This window comes from Brenneria sp. L4-2C (assembly GCF_040240335.1).
Lineage (GTDB): Bacteria > Pseudomonadota > Gammaproteobacteria > Enterobacterales > Enterobacteriaceae > Brenneria.
In genome coordinates this window covers 449702-474335 of record NZ_JBEIAC010000002.1, presented here as the reverse complement: position 1 = coordinate 474335, position 24634 = coordinate 449702, and the positions used below count along the sequence as shown (strand labels likewise).

At 59.5% G+C, this 24634-nt stretch carries 19 protein-coding genes; 9 read left to right on the top strand and 10 right to left on the bottom strand.

Going from position 1 to position 24634, the window contains the following annotated elements:
- Positions 1–33 precede the first annotated feature (33 nt).
- The 3 genes from ABRZ26_RS06085 to ABRZ26_RS06075 form a co-directional block, all read right to left on the bottom strand.
- Positions 34–471, bottom strand: coding sequence for a T6SS amidase immunity protein Tai4 family protein (locus tag ABRZ26_RS06085; RefSeq protein WP_319603355.1), 438 nt, complete (start codon positions 469–471; stop codon positions 34–36).
- A gap of 810 nt (positions 472–1281) precedes the next feature.
- A complete protein-coding gene (locus tag ABRZ26_RS06080) occupies positions 1282–2751 on the bottom strand; it encodes an aldehyde dehydrogenase family protein (protein WP_319603354.1) in 1470 nt (489 codons plus the stop codon).
- A 119-nt stretch (positions 2752–2870) separates the two neighbouring features.
- Entirely contained in the window at positions 2871–3524 is a 654-nt protein-coding gene (locus tag ABRZ26_RS06075) for a TetR/AcrR family transcriptional regulator (RefSeq protein WP_319603353.1), read from the bottom strand.
- 500 nt (positions 3525–4024) lie between these two features.
- Between ABRZ26_RS06075 and ABRZ26_RS06070 the strand changes: the two genes are divergently transcribed.
- The 7 genes from ABRZ26_RS06070 (at position 4025) to ABRZ26_RS06040 (ending at position 13260) form a co-directional block, all read left to right on the top strand.
- Positions 4025–5128 (top strand): ABC transporter substrate-binding protein, encoded by a 1104-nt coding sequence (locus tag ABRZ26_RS06070; protein WP_319603352.1) that lies wholly within the window; start codon positions 4025–4027, stop codon positions 5126–5128.
- Positions 5129–5203: 75 nt separating this feature from the next.
- Positions 5204–6292, top strand: a complete 1089-nt coding sequence (locus ABRZ26_RS06065) for an ABC transporter ATP-binding protein (RefSeq protein ID WP_319603351.1) — start codon at positions 5204–5206, stop codon at positions 6290–6292.
- Entirely contained in the window at positions 6289–7170 is an 882-nt protein-coding gene (locus ABRZ26_RS06060) for an ABC transporter permease (protein WP_319603350.1), read from the top strand. The genes ABRZ26_RS06065 and ABRZ26_RS06060 overlap by 4 nt, the downstream gene beginning before the upstream one ends.
- 3 nt (positions 7171–7173) lie before the next feature.
- A complete protein-coding gene (locus ABRZ26_RS06055) occupies positions 7174–8007 on the top strand; it encodes an ABC transporter permease (RefSeq protein WP_319603349.1) in 834 nt (277 codons plus the stop codon).
- Positions 8004–10073, top strand: a complete 2070-nt coding sequence (locus ABRZ26_RS06050) for a hydantoinase/oxoprolinase family protein (protein WP_319603348.1) — start codon at positions 8004–8006, stop codon at positions 10071–10073. Before ABRZ26_RS06055 ends, ABRZ26_RS06050 begins: the two co-directional genes overlap by 4 nt.
- A complete protein-coding gene (locus tag ABRZ26_RS06045) occupies positions 10070–12037 on the top strand; it encodes a hydantoinase B/oxoprolinase family protein (RefSeq protein WP_319603347.1) in 1968 nt (655 codons plus the stop codon). Before ABRZ26_RS06050 ends, ABRZ26_RS06045 begins: the two co-directional genes overlap by 4 nt.
- Positions 12034–13260: a M24 family metallopeptidase gene (locus tag ABRZ26_RS06040; protein WP_319603346.1), complete on the top strand. Its 1227-nt coding sequence runs from the start codon at positions 12034–12036 to the stop codon at positions 13258–13260. The genes ABRZ26_RS06045 and ABRZ26_RS06040 overlap by 4 nt, the downstream gene beginning before the upstream one ends.
- A gap of 51 nt (positions 13261–13311) precedes the next feature.
- Here ABRZ26_RS06040 and ABRZ26_RS06035 read toward each other — a convergent pair whose 3' ends face one another.
- The 5 genes from ABRZ26_RS06035 to ABRZ26_RS06015 form a co-directional block, all read right to left on the bottom strand.
- Positions 13312–14148, bottom strand: a complete 837-nt coding sequence (locus tag ABRZ26_RS06035) for a glycyl-radical enzyme activating protein (protein ID WP_319603345.1) — start codon at positions 14146–14148, stop codon at positions 13312–13314.
- Between the two features lie 62 nt (positions 14149–14210).
- Positions 14211–16691 (bottom strand): pyruvate formate lyase family protein, encoded by a 2481-nt coding sequence (locus ABRZ26_RS06030; RefSeq protein WP_319603344.1) that lies wholly within the window; start codon positions 16689–16691, stop codon positions 14211–14213.
- A gap of 337 nt (positions 16692–17028) precedes the next feature.
- On the bottom strand, positions 17029–18351 hold the full coding sequence (locus ABRZ26_RS06025) for an MFS transporter (protein ID WP_413556118.1): 1323 nt from the start codon (positions 18349–18351) through the stop codon (positions 17029–17031).
- A gap of 51 nt (positions 18352–18402) precedes the next feature.
- A complete protein-coding gene (locus ABRZ26_RS06020; RefSeq protein ID WP_319603342.1) occupies positions 18403–19752 on the bottom strand; it encodes an amidase in 1350 nt (449 codons plus the stop codon).
- Positions 19752–20447, bottom strand: a complete 696-nt coding sequence (locus tag ABRZ26_RS06015) for a DUF2848 domain-containing protein (protein ID WP_319603341.1) — start codon at positions 20445–20447, stop codon at positions 19752–19754. The genes ABRZ26_RS06020 and ABRZ26_RS06015 overlap by 1 nt, the downstream gene beginning before the upstream one ends.
- An 89-nt stretch (positions 20448–20536) precedes the next feature.
- On the opposite strand from ABRZ26_RS06015, the gene ABRZ26_RS06010 reads away from it, so the two are divergent.
- A complete protein-coding gene (locus ABRZ26_RS06010) occupies positions 20537–21253 on the top strand; it encodes a GntR family transcriptional regulator (RefSeq protein WP_413556088.1) in 717 nt (238 codons plus the stop codon).
- Positions 21254–21268: 15 nt separating this feature from the next.
- Here ABRZ26_RS06010 and ABRZ26_RS06005 read toward each other — a convergent pair whose 3' ends face one another.
- Positions 21269–22159, bottom strand: coding sequence for an alpha/beta fold hydrolase (locus ABRZ26_RS06005; RefSeq protein WP_319603339.1), 891 nt, complete (start codon positions 22157–22159; stop codon positions 21269–21271).
- Between the two features lie 111 nt (positions 22160–22270).
- Between ABRZ26_RS06005 and ABRZ26_RS06000 the strand changes: the two genes are divergently transcribed.
- Positions 22271–23182, top strand: coding sequence for a LysR family transcriptional regulator (locus ABRZ26_RS06000; RefSeq protein WP_319603338.1), 912 nt, complete (start codon positions 22271–22273; stop codon positions 23180–23182).
- 247 nt (positions 23183–23429) lie between these two features.
- Here ABRZ26_RS06000 and ABRZ26_RS05995 read toward each other — a convergent pair whose 3' ends face one another.
- The gene (locus ABRZ26_RS05995) at positions 23430–24620 is read right to left on the bottom strand and encodes an MFS transporter (RefSeq protein WP_319603337.1); all 1191 of its coding nucleotides are present in this window, start codon (positions 24618–24620) and stop codon (positions 23430–23432) included.
- Positions 24621–24634 lie beyond the last annotated feature (14 nt).

Here is a 24634-nt window from a genome sequence, read left to right as displayed (position 1 = left end):
TTCCTAAGAACTGCATAAATTTGAAAGCTTTTATTATGGATTATCCTGATACCAGGTATGGTCGGGATCGCCGTCAATAACTTCGCGAGACAACTTGTCAAGATCTGGACTATGGTAGAGACGCAGGCAATTTAACGTCACGCCTTTGGTATCCGGTCCGTTTTCACGGTGTGACGGATTATAGATCGACTTGTATTTATCGATCAGCGCATTCACTTTCTGATCGGCGTTTTCAATATCAAAAGGCATCCATTCTCTCATTGCATTTGCTGTTCTGGCCGCATCCAGAGAAAAGAGCGTGTCTTCTGTTGATACCAGTGCAATACAGCGGGCTAAAGCCAATTCTTTAACCACCTGGTGATATGGCATTTTTTTTATAAAATCAACAGGGTCGAACGATGTTTTATCAGCGGCGTGAACGATGGCGACTAACAGTATTGAACATAACGGAAATAGAATAGATCGTTTCATCACAATTCTCAGAAATTGGTTTTTTTTCGTATAACTGGCATCGGTATTATTGAAATAGCAATGTTATGAACAAAGATTACCTATTCCAGAATGTACTGTCGCCTCTCTTCAGACAGAAATTTAGAATAAAATTAATCCTTTTTTTAATAACTCGATGGGCAATTATTGATCATTAACAATCAAATCTGATTTTCCTACGCTTTATTCAGATAATCAATTCAATCTAATGCATGATAAAAATACTATTTCTCATCTTCGACAGAGACTGTCTTGTTTGTCTGTCTGAGAATAGGATAGTCTGTATAGTTCAGTACGTAGCTCATCCTCGCAGCACAACTATTTTTCCATCTGACCGCGCCCGTAATCTCAAAATTTTGACCAAGACATAGCTACCGCACGGACTCTACGCAGAGTAAAGACGGGTTTGTTATTTTGGATTGCCAAAGATTAATGGCGTAATTCTACATAGAGCGGCCGACAATTCAATAATGTTCTCGTTACTTAAAAAGTGCTAATTATATGAAATGTTCAAAAAATGATTCGATGATCGTTACATATCGTGGAGTGAACGAGTCAATTGAGCGCCATGCAGGTGCTGTTTCCTAAGCGGACATCACGCGCCTAACGGTAATGCCGGAAGCCGTGAAATGCGGCTCTGGAACGTAGTTCAGTCTTTTCCATGAAGGGCGACTGGTTGCGCAGCGACACGCCCGACGATCAACTTTGTACGTCGCTGCGGCCGCTGGCTGCAAACAATTTTTGTACGCTGGCGCATCTGCTGGAAATTACGCCGGACTATTTATCTAATGCCTATTTGCTCGCCCAGATAACCTTGCCTTGGGTGAATTCCCTGATACCTTCCACGCCGAGTTCCCGCCCGATGCCCGACTGCTTGGCGCCGCCGGTGGCGACCAGCGGATGGATCGCCATATGATCGTTGATCCAGACCGTGCCGGTATCGATCTTTCTGGCAATTTCGATGCCGCGTTGCCAATCGCCGGTCCAAATGGTGCCGCCCAGGCCGTATTCGCTGGCGTTGGCGCGGCGGATGACGTCGTCGATGTCGGAGAAGGAGAGTACCGGCAGCACCGGCCCGAACTGTTCTTCGCGCACCAGCCGGGCGCTATCGTCGATGTCGCGCACAATGGTGGGGCGAACGAAATAGCCGGGGCCTTGATGGGGCGTCCCGCCGGCGATAATCGAGCCGACTGGGCGCGTCTCTTCGATCAGCGCCAGCACCCTATCGAACTGCGCCTTATTTTGCAGCGGGCCGTAATCCGTCTCCGGGTTGGCGCCGTCGCCGATCGTCGCCGCGTCGGCCAGCCGCGCCAGCTCGGAACTGACCGAGTCGTAGAGTGAGTCGTGTACGTAGACCCGCTTCACGGCAAAACAGATCTGACCTGATGTGATCATGGCGGCGGCGAAGATCTTGCGCGCCGCCTCGACGGGGTCGGCATCGTCGAGCACGATGGCGGCGTCGTTGCCGCCCAGTTCGAGCGTCACTCGCTTGATCGAGGTGGCCGCCGAGGCCATGACCTTTTTGCCGGTGGCGGTGGAGCCGGTGAAGCTGATTTTAGCGACGAGCGGGTGTCGCGTCAGGGTTTCACCGAGATCGTTGTTGTCGACGATGGCGTTGACCACGCCCGCGGGCAGATGCCCGGAACAGATTTCCGCCAGACGGATACCGGAAAGCGGCGTGGTGGGCGCGGGCTTCAGCACGACGGTACAGCCCACCAGCAGCGCCGGAATGAGCTTCACCGCCAGCAGCAGCAGCGGTTGATTCCAGGGACCGATCGCCGCCACCACGCCAAGCGGCGTGCGATACTGGATAATTCTTTTTTCCTCGTCGTCCAGCTCCGGCTCCTCGGGCAGGTCGATGCTGCTCAGCGCGCGGAACAGTCCCACCGTGTAGGCCACTTCCTGCGCCGCTTCGCGCAACGTTTTTCCCTGCTCGGCGGTTATCAGGCCCGCCAGTTCGTCGGCCTGTGTTTCGATATCGGCGGCGATGGCCAGCAGCGCATTCCGACGCTCGGCGATATCGCGCGCCGCCCAGGCAGGAAAGGCACGCGCCGCCGCCTGGACGGCCTGATCCACCAGTGCCGCATCGGCGCGTGCGACGCTGGCGATGATTTGCTCATTAGCCGGATTGATCACATCAAGCGTCGCTGCGCCGTCCACCGATTTTCCATCAATTATCATTTTGTATGTCGCCATTCGAACTCTCCAGATAATGGGATTGCCGCATGCCGGCGGCAGAACAGGTGGGCAACCTCTGGTCAACAATACGCCGCGAGGTCAGGTTTATTGCCGCTCCTTGGGCGTGGAGCGGCACGCAATAATTTTATCGATTGATAAAATTTAGGCTGAAATGACTTGAACTGTCAAGCGAGCGTTCGGGATCACTCAGTCTTGGGAGTGACGCGGCGAGCGGCGATCAGGCCTTTCAAAGCCGCGGATAGAGAGTAGGCATATTCCTGAATAAAGGCCTCGGAGTGGGTGTCTACCGAGGACATCTCGGCAATCAGCGAGCGTTTCGCGAAAATGATCGAGGCGCCGGACATGAGCGCAGTAAGACTCACCGCCCAGATTTGCTCGCTATCCGTTTCAGGCCAGGGACTATTGGTCACGCAGCGGAAGAGGCGTTCGGCGACAGGTTTCAGACAGGTCTCCGCCAGCCAGCGGGATCGATCGTTAGACTGTCCGGCGGCGCCGACGATGAACATGGACCATTCCGGATGTTCCGCGACGAAACGGACGAACAGGTACGATACCTCAGCTAAGCGACGATCGCCGTCCTGAATTTGTTCGATGGTTTCGTTCAGGAAATGGAGCTGTTTGTCGGTAATGGCGCTTGCCGCAGATTTCCACAACGTTTCCTTGTTGTCGAAATGATAGGCGATGGCCGGTTGATGGACTTTGGCGCGACGGGCGATTTCCCGCAAGGATGCGCCGTCGAAGCCGGACTCGGCGAAAACGCCAAGCGCGGCGCGGAGAATACGTTGTCGGCTGTTTTGCTCCTGCTGCTTCAGCGGGATCGTCTTTCGTTCTGTCATCGGATTCAGGACCTGTTCTTGGGAAAAACGCTGCTTGGCGCGTGTTTGCGTGACACGCTAACGAATTAGTCTATAACAGAACATCTGTATCGTTGAAGCACAGCCCTACACCGATACAACTTTTTCACGCAGACTCCGGCACCAAGACAGAAGGGCGATAGAACCGCCATGATATTAAAAAAGGGAGAGGTGCAAAAAGTTCGGGATGCCAACGGTCAGACCGAAAAGCGCCAGTTGCGCTTTACATTAGCGTTGACGGGTAAACAAAAATTTAGGCGGCGGGCGACGGCGTTTATCGGGCTGATATTTATCGGATAAAGAAATGGAGCACATCAATTTTTGATAGGAAAAAACGATGGTTAAGCCGAAAAACGAATAACTATTGCCAATATAGTAATTTTACAATAATTCACAATGCTTTTATTTTTCATGCCCGGTTCGCATTCGTCCAAGGCTGGCGAAGGTGATAAATAAAGGTGTGGAAAAGAAGGTATATCGCTATGACGGCGTTTAAATCTCCGCTGGCGCGTTGCGCCATTAGTCGCCGTTCCTTTCTGGCGGGCGCTGCGGGCCTGGGTGTGGCCGCTCTTTTTCCTGCGCGCGGCTGGGCGCAGAGCGCTTCCACGGTGACGCAGTTTATCTGGACCGGCGCTCAGGAACCGGTTCCCCGTCGCCTTGCCCGCGAGTATGCCGCCGCCAATCCCCATGTGAAAATCGATATCATTGCCGGCACCAACGCCAGTACCTATCCAAAGCTGGCGGTTTCCAGAGATATCGATCCTGATTCGCCGCTGGTCAATTTCGGCTTCTTTAATCTGGATGCCGCTGAGCGCGGCAAACTTGTCGATATGTGGTTGCCGATCGATGAGGCTACCGTACCCAATGTCGCGCACATTTTGCCGGCGTATCGGCAGAAGGACGATCTGGGCGCGATCTTCTGTATGGATGCCGGCGGGCTGGTCTACAACACCGCGAAATTCGGCGCCGCTGCGCCCGATAGCTGGGACGCGATTTTTGATCCGGCGCTCAAGGGCAAAGTCGCTCTGTTTGATGGTTTTTGGGCCGGAAACGGTCTGGTTGCCGTCGCCAAGCTGCATGGCGGCGGAGAAGACGATATCGAACCCGCTATTGCCCTTTACGAAAAGGCGGCGCGTGACGGTCAATTCCATTCGTTGGTTACCTCGAATGCCCAGTTACAGCAGCTTTTAGTCTCCGGAGAAGTCGTTCTGGCGCCGCATTTTCGCGGCGTGGCGTTGCCGTGGGCCAAGGGCGGCGCGCCTATAGGCTATAGCGCGCCGAAAGAAGGGCAGGTGGCTTTCCCGGAAGGTTTTCAACTGGTCAATGGTTCCAGCGAAGCGCAGTTGAAAGCGGCCCGTGAACTGATCAATCTGTCGCTTTCCGCAGAAAACGTGCTTGATTACTGCCTGACGGCGAATGTCATTCCCCTCACCGACAACGTCAAACTTCCGGCGGAAATCGCCGATGATCCGACGATCGGCGCTGACGCGATTAACGCTGCGCTGCAACTCGACTACGCGAAAATCGCGGCTAACGGGCCGAAATGGTCCGCGCTGTGGAATAAACGGGTCAAAGCCAATATTTGATGGGCGAACACGCCTGGCTCGGCGCAACTACCCGCTGCGCCGGTCTGTCTTTTATCCATTAACCGGGAGAAGTGAATGGCCGACGTGGTGCTCAAGGCCGTCGAAAAATTATTCGGTGCGGAGCGGGTGGTCAAGTCGATCGATCTGTCTGTGAAAAATGGCGAGTTTTTTTCGCTGCTGGGGCCATCCGGCTGCGGAAAAACCACCACATTGCGGATCATCGCGGGTCTTGAAACGCCTTCGTCCGGCGACGTGCTGATAGGCGGTCAGCGGATGAACGACATTCCCATTAATCGCCGTCCGACCAATCTGGTGTTCCAGAAACATGCGCTGTTTCCTCATCTTAACGTTTTCGACAATGTCGCTTTCGGGCTCAGGCTGAAACGCATCGGTCAGGCGGAGCTTGTCCGTCGCGTCGAAGAGATGCTGGACGTGGTGAATCTCTCCGGGTTCGAGGGGCGTCGCGTCGCCGGGCTTTCCGGCGGTCAGCAACAGCGGGTGGCCGTTGCCCGCGCATTAGTGAATCAGCCCGATGTCCTGTTGCTCGACGAGCCTCTGGGGGCGCTGGATTTTAAACTGCAACTGCGGCTGCAACGGGAGTTGAAACGTATTCAGCGTTCGACCGGCACCACGTTTATTTACGTCACTCATAATCAGGCCGAAGCGCTGAGTCTCTCCGACCGATTGGCGGTAATGAACGGCGGCGTGGTGGAACAGGTGGGGACGCCGGCGGAAATGTACCTGCGCCCGGCGACAAGTTTTGTGGCCAGCTTTATCGGCCAGACCAACTTGATTGAGGGGACGGTGCTGGCAGCGGAAGACGGGGTGCGGCGTGTTGAAGACGGCGAGTTTTCCATGCTGGTCGATACGGTGCCGTCAGCGCACCTCGGCGAGCGCGTGACGCTATCGTTGCGTCCCGAACGCATCGCCATCTCGCCCGATGCCGGCATGACGAATCAGGCGGAGGGCGTGGTGACGGAAGTCGCATTTCTCGGCGCGACCGTGCTGTATCGCGTTCGTCTGGCCGATGGCCGGCGGCTACAGGTGCAATCGCTGGCCAACGTCGCGCCGCTGGGAGAAGGGCATCCGGTACGGCTGGGCTGGTCCGCCGATTCCGCCGTGCCGATCCGCGCCACCTCGCTGGCCGAGGATTCCGAAGAATGAGCGCGCCGCCGCTTATTTCATTGCCGCCTGCGCTAAAGCGGCGGCGCTATATAAAGTTGGCCTTGCTGTTGGGGCCGGGATTCGTGCTGGTGGTGCTGCCGTTTGTCGCGTCGATGCTGATGCTTGGCGCCTATTCGTTCAATCTGCGGGACATTTCTGGCGCGGGACCGGGCTTTTCGGTCTGGTACGCGTTTCTAAGCGATCCGTTCAACTGGCGGGTTATCTGGCGCAGCATCTGGATCGCCGCATTAGCCAGCATCATCACTTTGCTGATCGCTTATCCGACCGCGGCGGCCTTGTTGCGGGTGCGTAGCCGTTTTTATCTCGCTTTTGCTTATGTGGCGCTGTTTTCGCCATTGCTGGTAAGCGTTATCTCCCGCTCTTACGGATGGCTGCTTCTGCTGTCGGAATCGGGCTTGATTAACCAGCTGTTTTCCCTTTGGGGGATAGGGCCGTTTCAACTGGTGTTCAACGAGACCGGCGTGATTATCGCCCTTGTACATGTGCTGTTGCCCTATGCCGTTCTGCCGCTTCTCAACATCATGGCGCAGGTACCGGCGACATACAGAGAGGCGGCGCGCGATCTCGGCGGGTCGGAATGGACGGTTTTCGTCAAAGTCACTCTGCCATTGACGCTGCCGGGGGCGATTGTTGCGATCAAAATTATCTTTGCACTGTCGATAAGCGCCTTCGTCACCCCCAGTTTGCTGGGCGGCGGGCGGGTGCTGACGCTGTCGCGTCTGCTTTACGACAATATCGGGCTTATCGAATGGGCGATGGCGGCGGTGCAGGCGCTTGTTCTGCTGACGACCACGCTGGCGGTGCTTTTCGTTCTGGAGCGGATCAACCGTTCCACCCATGCGGCAAGGGAGGTTTGATCGATGAATGAATCTGCGCTGAAAACCTGGAGTTTACGTCTCTTTCTTGCGCTCACGCTGCTGTTTATGCTGGCGCCGATCTTGATCGTCATGATCAACTCGTTCAATACCAGCGCGTTCAATGCCTGGCCACCGCAGGGATTCACGCTCGATTGGTATCGTCTGGTGCTGGGTAATCGCGCGTTTCAGACCAGTATGCTGAATTCGCTGATTGTTGGCGTTCTGGCTACGGGCATTGTGCTGTTGCTCGGTCTGCCGATGGCATATGCGCTGGCGCGGTTGCGCCTTGGCGGCCTGAGCGCCATGAAATCCACCGTGTTTGCGCCGCTGGTCGTACCGCGCGTCGCCATCGGCTTCTCGCTGTTCGTGCTGTTCGTCACGCTGGGTACGGCGAGCGGTTTCCGTCTTTACGGCACCTTCTCCGGCATTATTCTCGCCCATTGCATCGTTATGCTTCCCTTTGTGGTGACCATTCTGACCGCCAGCCTGGGCGAGGTGGACCCTATCGTCGAGGAGGCCGCCTGCGATCTCGGCGCGACGCCGTTGCAGGCTTTTCGTCTTGCCGTTTTGCCGCAGATAAAAGGCGCGCTGATCGTCTCCGGCGTTTTGGCCTTCGTGACCTCGTTCGATGAGGTGGAAATGACGCTGTTCATCGTCAAGCCCGCCGTCAACACGCTGCCGGTTGAGATGTATCATTATCTCGAACAGTATCAAGACCCCGCTATCGCGGCGCTGTCAACGCTGCTTATCGCTTTTACCTTCCTGCTCGTTTTAATCGTCCCCTTTATCGTCAAGGGGAACGAGCTGTTTCGCATGATTACATCAGGACGCTCATGAACCATCATCCGCGCTATCGACTTGGGATTGATATCGGCGGCACCTTCACCGATCTCGCCTTAGTCGAGGAAGCCAGCGGCAAAACGCTGACCCTTAAAACCCCATCGGTACCCGCCGATCCGGCGCGCGCCGTTCTCAACGGCATCCGCATTTTGCAACGTGAATACGGTATTTCGCCTGCGGATATCGGCTATTTTGTCCACGGCACGACGCTTGGCCTGAACACCCTGTTGCAACGCAATGGCGCGACCACCGGGCTGCTTGTCACCCGGGGCTTTCGCGATCTGCTGGAGATCGGACGGCTGCGGCTGCCCGATCCCACCAACTATTATGTCGAGCGCATCCGCCTGCTGGTTGCGCGTCGCCACGTGCGTGAAGTCGCGGAGCGAATGCGCGTTGATGGCGCCGTCCTGACGCCGCTGGATCTGGATGCCGCAACCGAAAGCGCGCGCGATCTTGCCAACGCCGGGGTGACATCGCTGGCTATCGTGCTGATGCACGCCTATCGCAACCCGTTACATGAACGGCAACTGGTTGAGCACCTGCGCCGTGAATTGCCGCATCTGTATGTCTGCGCGTCGCATGAGGTTTGGCCGCAGCAACGTGAATACGAGCGCGGGTTGTTGACGACGATGAACGCCTTTATCGGTCAGAAAATGAGCCGCTATTTCGATCGCCTACAGGCCGATATGGATGACGTCGGCATGAAGGCGATGGTTCTGACCACCAAGTCAAACGGCGGGATTATGGCCGCCGCGACGGCGGCGCGTTCGCCGGTGGAGACGCTGCTTTCCGGGCCGGCTTCGGGCGCGATGGGGGCGCTGATGACCGGCGTCGCCAGCGGCAACCGTAAGTTGATCGGTTTCGATATGGGCGGCACCAGCGTCGACGTCGCCATTATCGACGGCGATATGCTTTATTCGACGGAGAGCCAGATCGGCGATTTTCCCTTGATTATGCCTGCCGTCGATATCTCTTCCATCGGTGCCGGCGGCGGCTCCATCGCCTGGCTCGATAGCGCCGGCATTCTGAAGGTCGGGCCGCAAAGCGCGGGCGCCATGCCGGGGCCGGCTGCTTACGGACATGGCGGCGACAGGCCGACCGTGACGGACGCCTATGTGCGCATCGGGCTCTATTCGCCGCAGCGCATTCTGGGCGGCGGTCTCAGGCTGGATCGCGACCGGGCCGACGCCGCGCTGGCGACGCTGGCCGCGCCGCTGGGTCTGACGACGGCGGAGGCGGCGCAGAGTATTCTCGATGTGACCACCGCCAACATGTTTGCCCAGTTTATGCCGCTGATGGCCAGAAAAGGCATCGATCCACGCGACTTTCGGCTGTTGGCTTACGGCGGCGCGGGACCGCAACATGCCTTCCTGCTGGCCAGAGAGGTCGGCGTAGAGGCCGTGGTGATCCCGGCTTCTCCCGGCACGCTTTGCGCGATTGGCAGCCTGGGCGCGGATCTGCGTCAGGATCTGATTCACACTCTGCCGTCCGGGTATCCTGACCCTGAAGCGCTGGCCACCGGCTACGATGCGTTAACGGAGCAAGCCCTGACATGGCTGGAGACGCAGCCCCTGGAAACGTCGGAACGGAGCCTGCGCCTTTCCGCCGATATGCGTTATCACGGCCAGTCGTTCGATTTAACCGTGCCGCTGCCGGCGGACAAGTTTGACGCCGTGCAACTGCCTGCGCTGATTAGCGACTTCCATCGCGCCTATGCGCGCATTTACGGTTTTTCCGACTCTTCGGCGCCGGTCGAGATCACGAATATTCGCGTTACCGTGCGCGGCGTCACGCCCAAAGCCCCTCAGCCAACGCTGTCGGCAAGAGGGGATGCCGGCGCCGCGCCCGAACCGCGCGAAATATTGCCGATTATCGAAAACGGCAACACGGTGCCGGCGCGCTTCTTCGAGCGTGCCGCTCTGCTTCCCGGGCAGGTGCTTGAGGGGCCGGCGGTGATAGAAGCGCCGGATACCACGATTTATCTGCCGGGCGATTTTACCGCCGTCATTGACGACTATGGCAATTTGATCGGCCGGCTACGCGCGCAGGAGGAACGGACATGAAGACCAGTCGGGTCCAGCTTGAAATCTTTCGTAATCGTTTTCAGGCGATTGTCGAGGAGATGGCGTCGGTGACGTTGCGTACCGGTTTTACCGTCTTCGTGAAAGAAACCTCGGATTTCGGCGCCTGTCTCGTTGCGCCGTCCGGGGAGGTGCTGGCTGCGCCGACGGAAACATCGGTCAGCCTGATGGTCGGTCTGCCGGGCTGGGAAGCCATCGGCGCTTTTGATGAATACGAAGAGGGCGACGTTTGTATCGCCAACGATCCCGACACGACGCGCGGTTTGTCCACCCATTTGCCCGATATCTGGGTATGGCGGCCGCTTTTCGTCGACGGCGAAATCATTGCCTTCGCCTTCAATTTTATCCACTCGTCCGACGTCGGCGGTCGCGTACCCGGCTCCATCACGCCGGTCGCCGGCGATATTTGGCAGGAGGGTCTGCGTATACCGCCGCTGAAGCTGATCCGCGCCGGTCGGATGAATGAGGATATCGTCAGAATAATTCTGACCAACTGTCGCATTCCCGACCAGAACTGGGGCGATATCAAAGCCGAGCTTGCATCGCTGGCGACGGCCGACCGGCGCGTAAAAGAGCTGGTGGCGCGTTACGGCGGCGAGGCGGTGAAAAATGGCATCGTCGATTTGCTTGCCAGCGCCGAAACCCGCGCCCGGCAAATTATCTCACGCATACCGGATGGGCGCTATTTTGCCTCGGATTACATGGAGGTTGAAGCAACCGGCGGGCGGCCGATTCGCATCGCCCTAACCATGACCGTCGAGGGCGACGCGCTGACGCTGGACTTCACCGGCTCGGATCTACAGGTTAAGGCGGCTTTCAATCTGCCGACCTACGGTCAACCCGGTCACTATATGCTGAGTCTGGCTATTCTGAACTATTTCCGCACGTTGGATCCGGATATTCCCTACAACTCAGGGCTGACGCGTCCGCTATCGATGATTTTGCCGCAGGGAACCATCGTCAATCCCGATCCGGGAAGGGCTTGCGGCGTTCGCGCCGCCACGTTCATTCGCGTGATGGATTGTATTATGGCTTGTCTGGGGCAGGCTTTGCCGTCCGTGACGCCGGCGAACAGCGCCGGGGCTATCGCTATTGTGCTGGTCGCCGCCATCGATCAAGAAACCGGGCAGCGCAGGATCACCGTCGCTCAGCCGCTATCCGGCGGGTCGGGAGGACGGCCCGCGCAGGACGGCATTGAGGGAACGAGTTTTACCGGCGGATGGCTGCGTAATGTTCCCAATGAAGTGCTTGAGGCGGAAATGCCGGTGCTGGTTGAAGAGTATGGCTATGCCGCCGACAGCGCCGCGGCCGGCGAATGGCGCGGCGGTTCCGCCATTCGTTTCCGCATGCGCAATATGCAGGCGGGTACGATTCTGACCGCGCGCGGACTGGAACGTTTTCGTTTCAACGCCTGGGGCGCGTTGGGCGGCGCCACCGGGGCCAATACGTCCGTGGTGCTCAATCCGCAAGGCGCGGCGCAATCGCTCGGGCAGATCGATCTTGTCGAGCTGGAACGTAACGATGTGATCGAGTTCATTTCCCCAACCGGCGGCGGGTATGGCGATCCCGCCAAGCGTGCGCCATCGCGCGTTCTGCATGATGTGCTGGATGGCTACATCAGCGCGACGACGGCGCGCGCGGACTATGGCGTGGTGATTGAAAATGGCGAGGTGAATCAGGCGGCAACCGAACGCTTGCGACAGCGTTTGCCGCCGTCGGCGGGAACGCGCAAAGGAGACGCGCGCGATGCGTTCGATGCCGCCTGGCCGGAACAGGTTCAGCATGATCTGATCCTGGCGTTGCTTGCCCAGCCTTCGTCGGTACGGGACGCATTGCGCCCGTTGCTTGACGCGCAAGTGGGCAAACGTCTGGCGGCGGGAGAGCCCTGCGATCGCACGACACTCGATCGCTTGATTATTGAAATTCAAAATGGGGAGGGCCGATGAGCGCCAATTTAACCACGAGCCGCAACGCCGTCGATATGCAACGCTTCCGACATTTAATGGCGGCGGCGGAACTGGATGCCGTCATCGCCTGGGGCGGCGCGAATTTTCATTATATGACGGGGTATCAAAATTATTTCGACAACCCCGGCGGTTCGATTGCCCTGCTTCCGGCCGATCCAGCCCAAAAGGGGATGGTTCTGGTCGCCAGTTGGGTTGAAGAGTCGGCGAAAGAAAATATCAGCATCGCCGATGTGCGCACCTATCCTCTTTGGCTGGAGATTGCAGATATTGACGAAATCCGATCCGGGCGTGCCAGTCGCCAGCCGAAACCCAGCCCGCGCTTCGATATCGCCCGTAATATGACGACGCTTGCGGAGGCGGTGAACGCCAGCGGTCTGGGGCATGGGCGCATCGGCATTGAAATGAACCTGGTGTCCGCGGCCGCTTTTGCATTGCTTAGAGCCCGGCTTCCCCACGCCACCTTTGTGGAGTGCGGCGGTTTGTTTACCGACCTGCGGGCGATTAAGTCTCCGTTTGAGATCGCGTGTCTGCAAGAGGCGACTCGCTTCGCGGAGGCGGGGTTGCTGGCGGTGGCGTCGACCCCGCTTCGCGGGTTGGATACGCAAGGCTTGAAGATGATTTACGATAACGCCTGCGCCGAACGTGCGGCCAGGATGCCAGATGCCGGCTTTATGGCCACGCGCGTCACCGCCTCGATCGGCGTCGACATCTCTCCGACTCTCACCGGCGGCGCCCGTATAACAGGCAATGAATCGGTATTTTTCGATTGCGCGGCTTCAATCCGCGGCTATGGATCCGATACCGGTCGAACGCTGATTTTCCATCCGCCGACTGATGAGATGCGTCGCATTATGGATGCGGTGTGCGCCGGCATGGATGCCGGAATTGCGCTTTTGCGCCCGGGTACCGCCATGTGCGAGATTTTCCATGCCGGTCAGAATGCGGTGCGTAAGGCCGGACTTGACTGGTACACCCGCGGCCACATCGGTCATACGATAGGATTAGGCATGGGCGAACAGGCGCCTTATCTTTCGCCCAACGAAACGCGCGCGCTTGAAGCCGGCATGGTCATCGCGCTGGAAACGCCCCTCTATATCAAGGGGCTTGGCGGATTTCAGGTTGAGGAGTGCTTTGTCATCACCGATACCGGACATGAAAAGATCACCAGCCTGCCGCGGGATTTTATTACCGCTGTTTTGTAATCCGGCCAATTCTGCCGCTCGCAACGGCCTGCGCTTTCGCAAACGCGGGCGTCAGGCAGAGGTGTGATGATTTTCCTGTTCGACCAGAACCACCTCCAGCCCGAATGCGGACAGGATCTCTCTGGCTTCTCTGACGCGAGGGCGTTTATTTTCATAAACGTGGTAGGTTTTTCCCAGCGCTTCGTATTTCGAAGAGCCGAATTCGTGATAAGGCAGAATTTCAATGGCGGGCAGGGCGATCTCCTTCATAAAGGCGCCCAGGCGGAAAAGGTTGTCGTCGTCGTCGTTAAAACCGGGGATCAGCGGCAGGCGCACCAGCACCGGAAATCCGCGTTTGCCGAGACGGCGGGCGTTTTCCAGAATATATTTGTTATCGCGTCCGGTCGCCGCTTTATGGCGAGCGGCGTCCATATGTTTTAAATCCAGCAGGATCATATCGGCATGGGGCAATAGCTGCTCCAGCCGCGACCAGGGCGCGTAGCCGCTGGTGTCGAGACAGAGATGAAAGCCCATTTCGTCGTGCAGCTTTTGCAATAGCGCTTGCAGGAATACCGGTTGCGACAGAATTTCCCCGCCGCTACAGGTTACGCCGCCCCCGCTTTGCATGAAAATGCGCCAATGCTGGCGCACCTCGTCCACGACTTCGTCAACGCGCATCTTGCGTCCCGACAGCGTGCGGGCGTCGTTGGGGCAGGCCTCGGCACAGGCGCCGCAGCTGACGCAGTTTGCCGCGAAATAGAGCAATTCCGGCTTTCTGCGTTGCGACTCCGGATTGGCGCACCAAAGGCAGGATAAAGGACAGCCTTTGAAAAATACCGTCGAGCGTACGCCCGGCCCGTCATGCAAACTGAAATGCTGAATGTCGAAAATAACGCCCTGCGGTTCCATTGCGCTAACCCTGATAGAAGAGGCGGCGCTTGTGCGCCGCCTCGGTAGTTTTAAACCGTCCGTTAAAACGAGAGTTCGGTCCGCGCGATAATTTCGTCCTGCACCCCTTTATGGAGGCGGGTGAAATAAGCGGAGAAACCGGCCACGCGCACGGTCAGGCCCTTGTAGTCTTCAGGGCGGGCCTGCGCCTTGCGCAAGGTTTCCGAACTCACCACGTTGAACTGGATATGCGAGCCGTTGCGGTCCATATAGTCCTTGATCAGCGCCAGAAGTTTGCGGGCGCCGCCAATCCCCGCCAGCGCCTGCGGATGGAACTTCATGTTGAAATGATTGGAGCCGTATTTGACCGTATCCAGCGCCTGGGCGGCGGAGGTCAGCAGAGAGAGTGGGCCTTTACGATCCGAGCCGGGGGTAGCCGAGACGCTGGCGTCGGTCAATGGCGTACCTTGCTTGCGGCCGTTGGGCAACGCGCCGGTCAGAATGCCGAAGTAATTGTGGATGGAAAGCGAGAACGCCTCCAGATTGGCGCCGTTGTCGCCGAAAAAATTGTCCTGACCGTCGAGCGAGTGGAAAAGCGTCCACGCATCGTCATATACGCGGCGGATCAGCGCGTCGGTTTCGGCATCGCCATTGCCGTGTTTGGGAGCCTTCAGCAATTTGTTGTGCAACGCGTCGTAGCCCTCGAAATCGGCGGCCAGCGCGGCCAGCAATGCGTCCCATCCGACCTCTTTCTCGTCGTAAATCACCTGTTTGATTGCCGCCAACGAGTTGGCGACATCCACTCCCGCCGTCGAGATGACGAAATAGAGATAATAATCCGCCCCGCCTTTGTAGATGTCCTTGCCGCGCCGGCGGCTGCCTTCGTAAAGCGATGAACGGAACGGCACCGGCACCGTATCGCCCAACGCCTTGTTGGACAGCGATCCCAACGGCCGCACCTGCTGGAAAAGATGCAGAACCTGCTGCGAGTAGGCGGCGTAAAGCTGTTCGAAATCCGCAAAGTTGCGCGGATCGCCGGTTTTCGCGCCGACGGTCAGGCCGGTGGCGGGATCGACGCCGTCGTGCAGCGCCAGCTCCAGCGCCTTGGCCAGATTGAACGAGCCGCCTTCGTGCAGAAACGCCGTTTTGCCGGCGATGCCGGTGGCGACGCAGCTCATGTTGATGCAATTTCTGGCGTCTTCAATGGTGACGCCGACTTTGGCGTAACGGGTCAGCAGGCGTTCGATGACCACGCGGTTGTTCAGCCACTGCGGCTGTCCGAGTCCGGTGCGCTCAAGATCGACCGCCTTGAGCAGAAAATCCTCCGCCAGACCGTCATGGTAAAGGATCGTGATGGTGGGCTGAATGGTCTGCAACTCTATCTGCGTATCGAGCAGAATGTAATCCAGCTCGGTGGTGGCATCCCGGCCGCCGGCGTCCAGCCCGCCCAGATTGATGGTGTGGCCGGTGTGGCCCGATCCCTGTCGGGCGGCGATCACCCCGGAATAGAAACCGTAGGACAAAATCTTGACGAACAGCGCTTTGAGCCAGCTTTTCGCCTGTTCGGCGGTAAGGCCGTTGCGAGCTTTGTCCGCCTGGTAATATTTATCCAGGTACTGTCCCAGCCTGCCGGGGGACGAACCGCAGCCGCTTTGCTCGATCTGGATCCCCAGATGAATAAACCACCAGCTTTGCAGCGCCTCGCGGAAATTTCTGGGCGGATTTTCCGGCACGCGCCGCGCAACCTCGGCGATCTCCAGCAGTTCGGCGCGACGTATGGGATCGTCGGTTTTACCCGCTTCGCGTTCGGCCAGATCGGCGTAGCGGCGCGCCAGGGCGATCACCGCTCTGAAGGTAATCAGGATGGCTTTGTAGTAATCGATTCTGTCCGACTCCGCCGCCGTTCTGGGTACCGCGCGCAGGCGCTCTTCGGTTTCGCGGATGATATCGTTCAGCCCCCGATCGATAAAGCCGGCGTAATCGACGTTGCCGGCGCCGACGGTGTAGCGCGCCGATTCGGTGAACAGACCGGCCGCCACGCCTTCTTTGGGATCAAGTCCCAACAGCTCTCGCGCCAGTTCGCGGGAACGGGCTTCGGCGTTTTTATCTTTGAAATAGTCGGCGGCCGCGGCCAGCAGTTCCCGATCCTTGCTGGAAAGCGAAACCTCGCCGAGATGGGAGACGATCGGCTGGTCGAGCTCTTCGGCGATCCACTCCGAACCGTATTCTGGATAGACATAGACCCCGGCGGGATAAGAGGTAACCGATCCCACCAGCGGGTTGTCGTCGAGAAATAGCGTCTTCTGTTGCAAAACCTGTTCGAACACGCGGGCTCTTAGCAGTATGGCGGGTTCGGTGCCGTATTTCTGATACACATCCAGCAGATGGATCAGGCGTTCGGTATCCACCTTTTGAGGCGAATCCAGTAACTGCTCTTTAATTTTCAGCGCCGCCTGCAAGGCGCGCTCCGCTTTCTCGTCGTAAGTCAGCTTTCCATCCTCCTCGAAAATCGATGGGGAAAGCGCTATATCCTCTTTCAACAACGCGCTGCCGCTTGGTGGCATGATGATCTCCTCCATAATCAGGTAAAGATGTCGCAATATTATTGGCTATTTTGTATACAGATCTTGGATGTAGAGATCCCGACGATAAATATCATTAGGATGGGTTACAAATAAATCATTAACATTAGTATTGTTAATATTAACATTTGTATGCTTTTCAATCAGTTTGGCGTCGGCGCGCTCGGGGATTATGGCGGGAATGTTTAAAAGGTATGGCGCGGTCCGCGGCGGATGGCCATGGTGTTGGGATGAGTTATCCGTCTGAATTCCCCAGGCAGGCTGGGGAATGATTGAATTATTTTTATGCTTTCGCTTGTTATCTGCGCTTGTCGTCGGCTTATAGCGATTTATGCGCCGTTTCTTTGGCGGCCCATACCGCCCAGAGGGTGATAAACAGCGCCAGCGACACATACAGCGATATCGCCAGCGTACCGCCGTAAGCGCTGAACAGCGAGGTGATGATCAACGGCGCAAAACCGCCCCCGACGATCCCCGCCAGCGTATAGGCCAGCGACGACCCCGCATAGCGCACATGGGTGGGAAACTGCTCGGTGACGAATGCCGCCTGCGGCCCGTACATCGCCGCGTGAATCAGCAGCCCGACCACCACCGCGATGCAGATCTGCACCGGCTGCGCGCTGTCCAGCAGCACGAAGAAGACAAACGCCCAGATCACCGCCGCCAGCGCGCCGCCCATATACACCGGCCGACGACCGAAGCGGTCGGAAAGCATGCCGAACAGCGGCACGGCGATGGCGTTGCCGCAGGCCCCCAGCATGGTGGCCGTCAGCGCCAGCGGCCGCGGCAGGTGCAGCACCGTCGTCACGTAGGTCAGGGTAAAGACCACCACCAGCGCGTACAGCACGTCGGAACCGATGCGCGCCCCGCCGGCGATCAGCAGCGAGCGCGGATGCCGGCTGAACACCTCGCGGATCGGCGCCTGAGTAATGTCCTTGTTTTTTTCCAGCTTGAGGAAGGCGGGCGTCTCGCCGACGCCGCGGCGCAGCCACAGGCCGAAGACGACCAGCACCAGGCTCAGCAGGAAGGGAATGCGCCAGCCCCATTGCTGGAAACTGTCCGCCGACATCGACAGCGTAACCAGGGTGATAAAACCGGTGCCGATCAACGTGCCGCAGGACGGCCCGACCTGAGCGAACGAAGCGTTGCGCCCGCGCTGATGCGGCTTGCCGTGTTCCATCGACAACAAGACCGCGCCGGCCCATTCGCCCCCGAGCGCGATGCCTTGTACAAAGCGCAGCGTAACCAGCAGCAACGGACTCCAGATCCCCCAGGTGGCGTAGCCGGGCAGTATCCCCATCAGCGCCGTGGTCACGCCCATGATGATCAGCGTGGCGACCAGCACAAAACGTCGCCCCAGCACATCGCCCAGATGACCGAACACGATGCCGCCGATCGGCCGCGAAACATAGCCGACGGCATAGGTGGAAAACGCCAGAATGGTACCCACCAGCGGGTCGAACGAAGGGAAAAACACATGATTGAAAATCAGCGCCGCCATAATGTTGTAAACGGTAAAGTCGTACCATTCCAGCGCGGTGCCGATGGAACTGGCCGCGGCCAGCTTACCGGTATTCGGCGTCCCGACGTCCTGTTCCTGCGGCGTCACCCCTTGCGCCGTGTCGTTGGTAGCGGTATTCATCATTATCTCAGCTCCTGTTAACTCAAAGAAGACGGCGATGCCGCCGGAAAATTAGGCGTCGGCAAGACAACGCTCAATCGACAGCGCCCACCCCAGCAACGCGTCGTCGTGCAGCGGCAATCCCGCCGCCATCAGCCCGACCGGCGCATCGCCCGGCGGCTGACACGGCAGCGAAAGGGCGCAGCCGTCCAGGAAATTGATTACCGAAGGATTGCGCAGCGCCGCGCCGTTGATGCGGAAATAGGCGTCGTCATCCGCTTCCAGTTCGGCGATGGTCGGGGCGATAAAGGGGACGGTGGGCATCAGCAGCGCATCGTAGTCCTGAACTTCGGCGTTCACCCGCCGTTGCCAGTCGGCGCGCTGCTGCGCCAGCAGCAGCCGATCGTTTTCCCCCAGCGCGGCGCCGCGGCGAATACGCGACAGCACCCGCGGGTCGTACTCGTCCGCATGGCCGGCGATCAGCGGCTGATGCCAGCGCCATGACTCCAGCGCGGTGAAGCCGCCGGCGGCGTTGATGGCGGCCAGTTCGGCGAACGCCGCGCAGGGCAGGGCTTCAATGCGCGCTCCCGCCTGCGCCAGACGCCGCAGAGTCAGCTCGAAGGCCGCGGCGACCGCGTCGTCCAGTTCGTCCAGCACCAGCGTTTGCGGCACGCCAAAGCGCGCCTGCGCCAACGGCCTTGCCTGCGGCGTCAGCGGTTGCGCGGCGATTAGTCCGTCCAGCGCGATACAGTCGGCGACGCCGTGCGCGATAACGCCGATGGAGTCCAGCGACGGCGACAGCGGCAGCAGTCCTGTATCATCAATGCGGCGGGCGGTGGGCTTATAGCCGGTCAGGCCGCAGAATGCCGCCGGAATGCGCACCGAGCCGCCGGTATCGCTGCCGACCGCGCCGAAACACATGCCGTCCGCCACCGCCACCGCGGCGCCGGAAGACGAGCCGCCCGGAATCCGCCGCGCGTCGCGATCCCACGGATTGACCGGCGTGCCGTAGTGTGGATTGATCCCCAGACCGGAATAGGCGAATTCGGTCATATTGGTCTTGCCCACCACTACGGCGCCGGCCTGCAAGAGCCGCGTGACCACGGCGGCGTGATTCGAGGCGGGCGGAGCGGCCGCCAGCGCGCGGGATCCGGCGGCGGTCGGCTCGCCGGCGACATCAAACAGGTCTTTGATGGAAACCGGCACGCCGTCCAACGCCGAGAGCGGACGCCCCGCCGCGCGCCGCCGGTCGGCCGCCTGCGCCTGTTGTCTGGCCGTATCGGCGTATAGCCGGGTAAAGGTGCGCGCCCCTTCGCCCAGTGGGTCGGCGATGCGCGCCAGCGCGGACTCGGTCAGATCCATGCTGGTGAACGCGCCCGTCGCCAGCCCGGCGGCGGCCTGCTCTAAAGTGAGTCTTGCCATCACGCCACCACCGGCAGTTCAATGCTGCGATAGCTGTGGCTGAGGGTGCGGCCCAGTCGTTCGTCCACCAGCGCCATACGGAACTCCGCCGCCGGGCGAATGCCGCCAATCGCCGCCATGGTGCCGCAGGTCATGGCCAGACCGTCAGCCTGCGCCGCGCTGGGCGCGTCCGTCGCCAGATAGCGTTGCAGCAGCGTCATCGGCGGTTGCAGGCTGGCCAGCGTACCCTCCTGATAGAGACGGAAGTCGCCGTCCTCCTTGATCCACGAGCGCAGAATCAGGCTGTCCCAGTGCTCGATGACTTCGCGCAGCGACCAGGCGTCCCGCGCCACCGGCTTGACGCACAGCTGTTTCGACAGCGCGACGCTGTGCGCTTCCAGCCGACGATCGGTATGATCCGACGCCAGCGAAACATAGAGTTCGCCGCCGTGGGAGAAGATTAACGGTTCGGCCTCGCCGGAACTGGCGTCGCCGATCACTTCAACCACCGGGGATTGCGTGAGCTGATTCGCCGCCACGCGATAGAACAGCGGAATTGCACTAGGCTGAGGCACGCCGATCGCTTCCAACTCCCGAATATGGTGCAAAACCGCCTGACGATCGCGCCCGGTCCAGCCGGCGATCACCAGACGATCGATATCAACCTCCAGCGCCGTCGCGCCGCTTTTTTCCGCTAAGTTAAAGGCCAGTTTCATAAAATCCCCGCTCCAACTAAAATTACTGTGAAATTTCACACGACTTTCATTACGGTATTAAGCGATTTTCGTGCCATGTTTTGTGTACTATGTGTCTAAAGATTTTTTCGTTGCAGGAGCTATGGGTGAAGAGCGTGGAGGAGCGGCGTCAGGCATTGCCGACGGTGGAGGAGAGCGGACTGTCGCAAAACGAACTGGCCTACCGGCGATTTAAACAATCGCTGGTGACCTTGAATTACAAGCCCGGAGAGTATTTGAATACCGCGCAGGTGATGAATGACCTGGATATGGGCCGGACGCCGGTCAACCAGGCTATCCATCGTCTGGCGAACGAGGGGTTACTCCAGGTGATCCCGCGTAAGGGCGTGATGGTGTCTCCGCTGTCCATTAACGATGCGCTGGAGCTGATCGACGTGCGCCTCACCAATGAACGGCTGTGCATACGGCTGGCCAGCCAGCGCGTGACGCAGGCGCATATCGCCGAACTGCGCGATCTGAATCAGCAGATTGCCGAGGCCAGTCAGGCCCGCGACCGGATATTGATGATGACGCTGGATCATGAATTCCATCAGATGCTGGCGCAGATCGCCGGCAACAGCACGCTGAGCGATATCCTCAGCGTGCTGCACGCCCGTTCGCAGCGCTTTTGGGCCAGCACGCTCTCCCGGGAAGAACACCGGCAGGAGGTGGTGGAAGAGCATCGCGCCGTGATAGACGCCCTGGCGCAGCAGGATGCCGCCGCCGCGGAGGCCGCGGTGGAAGCCCATATCCTGTCGTTTCGTCACGCGCTGCTGCACGCTTACTGAGAGGCCGGGCGCGCCTTACCCCGTCTGACAAAATTGCAGGATAGCCCGGCCGACCTGCTGCGGGGCTTCCCGTTGCGGAAAATGGCCGATGCCTTCCAGCACCTGCCGCTGGTATCTGCCCTGAAAAAAATGCTCGCGGCCGCGTGAGCTATCGGGATGGTTGCAGGTATCGGCTTCGCCGTGCAGCACCAGGGTCGGCACCGACAGCACGGGCGCCGGATTCAGGCGGGCCTCGTCCTGCTCGTAGGCCCGATCGCCGGCGACAAAACCCCAGCGGTGACGATACGAATGCAGCACGACCTCGGCCCAGTCGTCGCCCTGAAACGCCTGCGCGGCCTCGTCGAAGTCGGCGTCCGTATACCAGCCCGCCGGCGCCCAGGTATCCCACATCTGGCGCGCAAAGGCTTCGCGTTCCTCCCGCACCACGCGCGCGCCGCGCGGCGTGGCCATCAGCCAGTGATACCAGTAGTTGCGCGCTTGCTGAAGACCGATCGTCTGATTCGGATCGTTGGTGCCGTAGCCGACGGACAGCATCACCAGATGCGAAGCGACGCCGTCGCGCAGACCGCAGGCGTTGGCGGCGGCCCGCGCGCCCCAGTCATGACCCACCAGCAGCGGGCGCGTCAGCCCCAACGCGTCGATGAACTCCAGCAGGTCGCGGCCGAGCGCCGACAATTGTCCGCTGCGCGGCGTCGCCGTGTCCCTGAAGCGCGTGGGCGCGAATCCGCGCAGCGCGGGGGCCAGCACGCGGTAGCCCGCGTCGGCCAGTATCGGCGCCACCGTCTTCCAACTGGCCGGGCTATCCGGCCAGCCGTGCAACAGCACTGCCGACCGTTCGCCGTGCGGGTTCAGTTCCAGATAGGCAATATCGAGCCGGGAGGTGGTGGCGATGTGTTGAGTTGGCATAGCGTCGTCTCCTGTGGGTTGCTCTGTCCCCTTGAGTCTGGCTGGATTATTCATCGCGATTGACGAATAATGTCGTTTAATTAGTGATTTTTTACGTTGAATGGAGCCGCCATGGAAATCTTACCCGCCGCCGAAGGCCAGCCGCTGGATATAGCGCTGCTGCGCACCTTCCTTGAAGTGGTGAACAGCGGGAGTTTTGCCGCGGCGGCCGAACGGCTGGCGCTGACGCCTTCGGCGGTCAGCGGACATATCAAGCGCCTGGAACTGATGACGGGGTCGACTTTGCTGGCGCGCACCACCCGCCGTCTGGAACTGACTTTAGCCGGCGAAACCTTGTGTACCTACGGCCGCAATATCCTGGATCTGGAACGCGAGGCGAGGGCGAAACTGCGCGGCGCGCCGCTGCGTGGACGCTTGCGGGTCGGCGCATCGGAGGACTTTGCCGCCGCCTGGCTGCCCCTGGCGTTACAGCGCTTTCGCGTTAGTCACCCGCAGGCGGAAATTGAGCTTCAGGTCGGCATCACCGCCGATCTGCTGCGTCAGCAGGAACATGGCCGCATCGATCTGGTCTTCGGCAAACAGTGCAGCCGCGTGGACGGAGTGGGCGAACTGCTGTGGGAGGAACCGCTGGTCTGGGCCTACGCCGCCGACCAGACGCCGGAGAACGCGGCGGCGCTGCCGCTGGCGCTGTTTCCCGAGCCGTGCATCTACCGGGAGTCGGCCATCGCCGCGCTGGGCAAGGCGGAACGGGCATGGCGCATCGTGTTCGAGAGCGGCAGCATGGCGGGCTGTCTGTCGGCCGCCTTGTCGGGCTTTGCCGTCACCGTTATCGCCCGCAGCCAGCTACGTGAAGGTCTGCGGGAATTGGGGCCGGACGAACAATGGCCGGCGCTGCCCGCGGCGCGCTTCTATGCGTTTGCCCGCGAGGAAACGCCCGCCGTCGCCGCTCTGATCGACGCCGCCCGCCGCATCGGCCGGCAGCGCCAATTTGGTGGGAAACCCTACTTACAGCGCTCATTTTAGCTCGCCGGGAAATTATGAGTGCCACCTGCCACTCCGTGCATATGTCGAGCATATTCCTATACTGAACGCCTCTATGAGGTAAGCCATATGTTTATCTCATAGGACTGGTTTGGCGCGAGGAGTATAACCATGCGAATTGTATCGATATTTAAAAACGGCAATAACCGTGCTACCCGCGTGCCGGGGCTGACGTTGCAAGACTGGATAAAATAAGCCAATTGTTCGGTTTCTATATAAGATATTGACGTCAACGCTTGCCGGCCAACGCCCGATTCATGGCGAACACCGTACCCAGCAGAGCGGCCGCGAGAATGACGATGACAACCCACGCGAAGGACGCCGGGCCGGGCCGTTGCAGCAAGATGCCTCCGGCAACGCCGCCGGCGGCGACGGCCATATTCCAGCCCGTGACGTACATGGATTGCGCCACATCAACCGACTCGCCGGCGAAGCGGGACAGGGCCGTCTGGGTGAGGGTGGCGAAGCCGCCGAAGGCGAGGCCCCAGATCAGCACGGAGGGATAGACCATCTGCGGCAGACGACTCCAAACGCCAAGCAGCAAAGCCGCGCAGGCAAAGACGACAATGCTTGCCGCCGCGAGGGATCGCAGCCGCCGATCGACCGTCGCGCCAACGAACCACAGGCCGATAATCGCACCCAGTCCGAAGACGAACAGCACGATATCCACCTGCGCCGACAGGCCCGAAAGGGCGAGGAAAGGCTCAATATAGATGTAGAAGATGTTGTGGGCGACGATAAAGGAAAACACCACAAACAGCACGGAACGAATGCCCGTCAGCAAAAAGATGCTGATGAGAGACCGGCGCTGTTCTTTGGCCTGACCGGGGAAATCCGGCACGATAGCGATTACCCATAGCATGAGCAGCAGCGCCAGCGCGCTCAACAGGCCGAAAGCGCCCTGCCAGCCGACGGCCCGCCCCAGCAGCGCCCCGAGCGGCACGCCCAGCACCAGTGCGATTGTCGCGCCGGCGCCGGAGATAGCGATGGCTCGTCCGCTGAGATGCGCCGGGGACATGCGCACCGCATAGCCGGCCAGCAGCGACCAGACGATGCCGCCGAACACGCCGGCAAAGAAGCGCGTGACCAGAGAGAGGGTATAGTTGCCGGAAATCGCGGTAATCAGATTGACCAGCGCAAACCCGAAGATCGCCGTCAACAGCAGCGGCCGCCGCCGCATGCCTTGCGTCAGTTTCGTCACGGGAATGGCTGCCGCCAGCGCGCCCGCCGCGTAGGCGGTGATGAACTGTCCCGCCAGACTTTCAGAGACATCCAGTCCTTGCGCGATGGAGGAGAGCATTCCCGCCGGCATAATTTCGGTCAGCAGCGTGAGAAAGGCCGCCATCGCCAGGGCAAGCAGTCCCGCCAGCGGCAGGCGTTCGCTGTTGTTGCGCAGATCCGCGCGCGTCGTTTCGTTCATTAATCGCATTTCTC

Bases quoted from the DNA above. Each gene is read 5' to 3' on its own strand.
- ABRZ26_RS06055 (WP_319603349.1), top strand. From the start codon at position 7,174: ATGAATGAATCTGCGCTGAAAACCTGGAGTTTACGTCTCTTTCTTGCG.
- ABRZ26_RS06030 (WP_319603344.1), bottom strand. From the start codon at position 16,691: ATGCCACCAAGCGGCAGCGCGTTGTTGAAAGAGGATATAGCGCTTTCC.
- ABRZ26_RS06010 (WP_413556088.1), top strand. From the start codon at position 20,537: ATGTGTCTAAAGATTTTTTCGTTGCAGGAGCTATGGGTGAAGAGCGTG.
- ABRZ26_RS06065 (WP_319603351.1), top strand. From the start codon at position 5,204: ATGGCCGACGTGGTGCTCAAGGCCGTCGAAAAATTATTCGGTGCGGAG.
- ABRZ26_RS06020 (WP_319603342.1), bottom strand. From the start codon at position 19,752: ATGGCAAGACTCACTTTAGAGCAGGCCGCCGCCGGGCTGGCGACGGGC.
- ABRZ26_RS06075 (WP_319603353.1), bottom strand. From the start codon at position 3,524: ATGACAGAACGAAAGACGATCCCGCTGAAGCAGCAGGAGCAAAACAGC.
- ABRZ26_RS06005 (WP_319603339.1), bottom strand. From the start codon at position 22,159: ATGCCAACTCAACACATCGCCACCACCTCCCGGCTCGATATTGCCTAT.
- ABRZ26_RS06050 (WP_319603348.1), top strand. From the start codon at position 8,004: ATGAACCATCATCCGCGCTATCGACTTGGGATTGATATCGGCGGCACC.
- ABRZ26_RS06040 (WP_319603346.1), top strand. From the start codon at position 12,034: ATGAGCGCCAATTTAACCACGAGCCGCAACGCCGTCGATATGCAACGC.
- ABRZ26_RS06000 (WP_319603338.1), top strand. From the start codon at position 22,271: ATGGAAATCTTACCCGCCGCCGAAGGCCAGCCGCTGGATATAGCGCTG.
- ABRZ26_RS05995 (WP_319603337.1), bottom strand. From the start codon at position 24,620: ATGAACGAAACGACGCGCGCGGATCTGCGCAACAACAGCGAACGCCTG.
- ABRZ26_RS06035 (WP_319603345.1), bottom strand. From the start codon at position 14,148: ATGGAACCGCAGGGCGTTATTTTCGACATTCAGCATTTCAGTTTGCAT.
- ABRZ26_RS06085 (WP_319603355.1), bottom strand. From the start codon at position 471: ATGAAACGATCTATTCTATTTCCGTTATGTTCAATACTGTTAGTCGCC.
- ABRZ26_RS06070 (WP_319603352.1), top strand. From the start codon at position 4,025: ATGACGGCGTTTAAATCTCCGCTGGCGCGTTGCGCCATTAGTCGCCGT.
- ABRZ26_RS06025 (WP_413556118.1), bottom strand. From the start codon at position 18,351: ATGAATACCGCTACCAACGACACGGCGCAAGGGGTGACGCCGCAGGAA.
- ABRZ26_RS06045 (WP_319603347.1), top strand. From the start codon at position 10,070: ATGAAGACCAGTCGGGTCCAGCTTGAAATCTTTCGTAATCGTTTTCAG.
- ABRZ26_RS06060 (WP_319603350.1), top strand. From the start codon at position 6,289: ATGAGCGCGCCGCCGCTTATTTCATTGCCGCCTGCGCTAAAGCGGCGG.
- ABRZ26_RS06015 (WP_319603341.1), bottom strand. From the start codon at position 20,447: ATGAAACTGGCCTTTAACTTAGCGGAAAAAAGCGGCGCGACGGCGCTG.